This is a genomic window from Virgibacillus sp., from assembly GCF_013393565.1.
GTDB classification, from domain to species: domain Bacteria; phylum Bacillota; class Bacilli; order Bacillales; family Amphibacillaceae; genus Virgibacillus; species Virgibacillus dokdonensis.
In genome coordinates this window covers 1-4,730 of sequence record NZ_JABXHF010000119.1, presented here as the reverse complement: position 1 = coordinate 4,730, position 4,730 = coordinate 1, and the positions used below count along the sequence as shown (strand labels likewise).

Annotated in this window: 5 protein-coding genes; all 5 read left to right on the top strand. The window is 35.1% G+C overall.

The annotated features are described in order from the left end of the window. The coding region (locus HLX49_RS16950) for a TRAP transporter large permease subunit (protein ID WP_296363386.1) at positions 1-290 on the top strand (290 nt) is incomplete at its 5' end. A 516-nt stretch (positions 291-806) separates the two neighbouring features. Next, positions 807-1,520: a sirohydrochlorin chelatase gene (locus HLX49_RS16945; protein ID WP_101934123.1), complete on the top strand. Its 714-nt coding sequence runs from the start codon at positions 807-809 to the stop codon at positions 1,518-1,520. Continuing rightward, positions 1,517-1,966, top strand: coding sequence for an antibiotic biosynthesis monooxygenase family protein (locus HLX49_RS16940; protein ID WP_077704782.1), 450 nt, complete (start codon positions 1,517-1,519; stop codon positions 1,964-1,966). Before HLX49_RS16945 ends, HLX49_RS16940 begins: the two co-directional genes overlap by 4 nt. Positions 1,967-2,013: 47 nt before the next feature. Beyond that, on the top strand, positions 2,014-2,796 hold the full coding sequence (gene ytvA, locus HLX49_RS16935; protein ID WP_077704780.1) for a YtvA family blue-light photoreceptor: 783 nt from the start codon (positions 2,014-2,016) through the stop codon (positions 2,794-2,796). Between the two features lie 442 nt (positions 2,797-3,238). Then, entirely contained in the window at positions 3,239-4,420 is a 1,182-nt protein-coding gene (locus tag HLX49_RS16930; protein ID WP_101934122.1) for a hydroxymethylglutaryl-CoA synthase, read from the top strand. The last annotated feature ends 310 nt before the right edge of the window (positions 4,421-4,730 follow it).

The window sequence follows — 4,730 nt, the reverse complement described above, 5'->3', positions numbered from 1 at the left end:
AAGGGTTATCTCTGATTGTGCTTACCATCCCAATTGTTTATCCAATAATCTTGGAGCTAGGATTTAATGGTGTTTGGTTTGGAATTATAATGGTAATGGCAATTAATATTGGTTCTTTAACCCCTCCACTGGGAATTAGTATTTTTGTAATTAAAGGCGTCGCTCCTAATATACCTGTACAAACTATATTTAAGGGAGCTATACCAATGATAGTCGGCATGATTATTTGCATTTTGTTACTCATTATATTTCCTTCTTTTGTTACAATTTTGCCCAGTTTAATGAGATGAAACCTTTGCTTGTATTATAGGATTGTAAAAGGTTTATAGTATAAGAAATTCGCCATAAAGATTTGGTAATAAGTCTTTTTTTAAAGAGCTTTATCATAATAAGAGCTCTTTTTGATTTGAAAACAAACCATACTCATTGGTTTTATGACAGTGCTGCATTTTTACGAACAAGTGAAGGGAGAGAATACTACCATGTCGTTGCGCTTTTAAATTAGTGAATAACTACATAGAGGAGAATGAACAAAGGTTTTGTTATTTTATTCATCTACTATTTTGTACATGAACATTTGTTCAAGCAATAGAAGTTTTAATAATGATAGTCGGGTTGGTAAACTGTTATCATGCATAAGAATGTGATATTGTTAATGTAGATTTTAGCAGCACTGGAAGAATCTTTCCCGCTATAGGGAAATAAACATCTTTTCTTCCTATTAAGAACGTTTTTTCCTTCATAAAAACTTTGCTGTGAAACTGATTTTTTCTCTAAAAAATGCATAAACGTAAAGGGGCTTCTTGATGGATAAAGATGTAGTTGTGATTGTCTATCATGGATCTAAGGATGATGATAAGAATCAAGCGTTTTTAAACTTTGTTGATCATTTAAATTTACAGGCTTGGGATGATGGAAATGCGCGCTTTATTGGATGTTATATTGAGCAAGCAGAGCCTACTATAAATCAAATTATGCAACAACGGGATAGCTTATACGGACGTGTTTACATTTTTCCATTGCTTTTCTTAAGAGGGAAGCATTATAACAAGGATGTAAAAGGGGTTATTGAAGCATACGAACAAGAAATAAATAAAAATACAGTATTGCTCCCACCACTTTGTGAAGACGATTTATTTTTAACCTATGTGGTTGAGCGTTTATATTCGGTTTATAATCAACCAGTTATTATTGCGGCACATGGGTCAGCTCATGACACTCGTGCAAATGATGCACTTGAACAGTTGACGACTCTTTTGGAACAACAATATTCCCGACCATCCTCGTCTCTGTTCTTATTTGGCGAAGGGCAACATGTTTTAGAACAATTTTCTTTCCGTTATGAGTTGTTTTATATTTTGCCACTAACATTTGGAAAAGGGGCAGTTTACGAGCAGTTTAAAGACAGGGTGCTAGGCTATCCAAAAGCAAAGCTGTTGCCGCCTGTCTATTTTGATAAGTCGTTGCAGAATTATGTTTTGTTGAAGTTAAAAAGTTTAAGGGAGGATGTTGAAAAGTGAAATTGAAGATTCAAAGGAATCATGGGGGAGAACCATTAACTATTATTGAAGAAGGGAACCAAGTTCAAATTGTTTCAGAACAGGTAAATACCTATGAAATCATTGATCAATCCAATAATTTGTGTGAAGAGGCTGTTACTGTGTTAAATTATATTGGTGTTTATAATGAAAAAAGGCAGCGCTTTGAAGAACGTTTTTTGCATCGCCCTAGAATGATAGAAAACGAACAAGGCTTTATCGCAATTCGCGTTTTACGTCCTTTACAAGATGATATATATATTGTTCTAACACAATGGCAAACGGAGGAAGATTTCCGAAATTGGCAAGCATCTACTGCGTACCAGCATGCGCATAAAAATAGAAATACGCAAAAAGGAATTGACCAAGAGCAAGGCGTACTTAAAGGAAAACCATATCATTATTTGTATCAAGCAAGCCATAGATAAAGTCTGTCTTATACAAGATAATTTTGCAGGAAAGAGGAATCATTTGAATGAAGAAGCAACGACATGATAAATTGCATTTATTTGAAAAGGCATTAAATTATACAAGAGTCGGCTTAATTATAACTGATCCAAATATAGAAGATAATCCAATTATTTTTGTAAATAAAGGTTTTACTGAATTAACAGGATATGAAGAAAATGAAGTTATAGGTAAGAATTGTCGATTCTTGCAAGGTGAAGCTACGGAATCTTATAGTATGGATAGAATACGGACTGCAATTTGGACAAAGGAATCCATTTCGCTACAGCTATATAACTATAGAAAAGATGGGACTGGTTTTTGGAATGAGCTTTCGATTGATCCGATGTGGGTGGAAGAGGAGAAAAAATATTATTTCGTTGGCGTCCAAAAAGATGTTACAGAATTAAAAGAAAGTGAACGTCTATTACAAATGAGTTTGCAGGAGATCGATAAACTTTCCACGCCTATTGTACCCATTAGAGATGATGTCGCAGTCTTACCTCTTATCGGTAATATGAATGATCAGCGAATGGAAACGCTCATGTCTAATATATCTACGTATATGGAGCAGGCTAATGAGGGATATATCATTATTGATTTATCTGGACTATATGAAGTGGATACATATACTGTGTCACGTCTTCTAAAAGTTCATCAATTTATTTCATTAATGGGCAAAGAATTATTATTTGTTGGTTTTCGCCCAGATATGGCTCTGAAAACGGTGATTATTCAAGATACCTTTAAAGATATGAATACATTTAAAAATGTTAAAATGGCTTTAAATTACATAGATAAAATTAAGTAGATATTAATTATTCAATTGGGAAAATGCATCGGATTGAACAAGATGGTTATCAATTCGATTTAGGGCCAAGTATCGTTATGATGCCAGAGTTGTATCGAGAGATTTTCGAACTTACAGGGCGTAATCCGGATTAGATCCAATGTATACAGTAGAAGAGGAAATAACGCTTAGCGCAGAGAATTTTATGGCACTAAAATTCATGGAGCACATTTGCCCATTAGATAGATGTTTTCCTCTTTCCCTTTTTTATTTCCTTTGCAAATTCATAGAGGAATCTTGTGGGCGATAATTCAATTAAATAAAAAAATTGGAAGCGCCGTTATTTGTGTTTAAGACTAGATTATATTATGATATACTATGGTTAATTTTTTAGATTAATTGTGAAAATAGTCACTTAATGGATATTTCATCTAGTATGTAGTAAAGGAGCTAGGAGCTTATTATGAAAATAGGAATAGATAAAATAGGATTTTACACGCCGCATTTATATGTAGATATGAATGATTTGGCAAAAGCTAGGGACGTAGATCCAGCCAAATTCACCATTGGTATTGGTCAAGAAAAAATGGCTATCGCACCACTTACCCAGGATGCTGTTACGTTGGCTGCTAATGCTGCCTTGGAAATTATTGATGAATCAGATAGACAAGCTATTGACTTTGTAATATTTGGTACAGAAACAGGTGTAGATCATTCTAAAGCAGCAGGAGTATATGTTCACCATTTATTAGATCTCCAACCGCAAACAAGAACCGTGGAAGTAAAGCAGGCTTGTTTCGGAGCAACAGCTGGGATTCAAATGGCTAAAGCTCACATTGCTTTACATCCAAACAGCAAAGTTCTAGTATTGGCCTCAGATATTGCCAGATATGGACTACGAACTGGTGGAGAGGCGACACAAGGTGCAGGTGCAGTAGCCATAGTAATGAGTAAGAACCCTAAAATTATGGCAATAGAGGAGCCATCTGCCTATTTAACAGAAGATGTAATGGATTTTTGGCGACCTGTATACTCTGAATATGCTCAAGTAGATGGAAAATTATCAAATGAAATGTATTTGTCTTTTTTTGAGAAAATATGGGAAGCTTATCAACAAAAGACAGGCTTGGGAATTGGCGATTTTTCTGCCATTTGCTACCATCTCCCATATACGAAAATGGGTTTAAAAGCTCTAAGAATGATTTATGACCAAGGAACGGAAGCGGACAAAGAACGTCTGTTAGAAAACTTGGAACATAGTAAAATATACAATAAAAATGTTGGCAATATTTATACTGGCTCTTTGTATTTAAGCTTTCTGTCTTTAATTGAGCATCAAAATAATCTACGTGCTGGTGACAGGATTGGGTTGTTTAGTTATGGATCTGGAGCAGTAGGAGAATTTTTTGCGGGTATTTTACAACCTAGTTATCAAGAACATTTGCATGCAGAGCAACATCAGAAATTACTTTCTTCTAGAACAGAAGTAAGTGTAGAGGAGTACGAACGAATATTTGCAGCGACGTTGCCAAAAGATGGAACTGCTTATCAACTGAATGATCAAAATGATCCTGCAAAGATTAAACTTTCCGGGGTTAGTGAGCATAAACGCCATTATGTAAATAGCCTTGCAGTGAAAATGTAATAAAAGAGGTAAGGTAACTCAAATTGCCGACAGGGCCTTCCGTCATACCTTTGGGCTACTAAACACAATTCGTGTTTGGGTAAAAGAAAACCTCCAAGGGTTGAAGATTCCCTTATGTAAGCAAGCTGAACAATGATAAGAATTGTTCAGCTTTTATTTTCGCTATAAGAAGGATATGAAAAATGGTTCTATGTCAAATGTTGGGGTGGAGTGAGATGGAATCTCCCCTACCCAACATGACTTCCAATTTTTTTATACTTATGTAAAAGAAGTATTCTTGCCCTTGCCCTTAGGAAGTTCCTAAATCCAA

Bases quoted from the DNA above. Each gene is read 5' to 3' on its own strand.
- HLX49_RS16945 (WP_101934123.1), top strand. From the start codon at position 807: ATGGATAAAGATGTAGTTGTGATTGTCTATCATGGATCTAAGGATGAT.
- ytvA (WP_077704780.1), top strand. From the start codon at position 2,014: ATGAAGAAGCAACGACATGATAAATTGCATTTATTTGAAAAGGCATTA.
- HLX49_RS16930 (WP_101934122.1), top strand. From the start codon at position 3,239: ATGAAAATAGGAATAGATAAAATAGGATTTTACACGCCGCATTTATAT.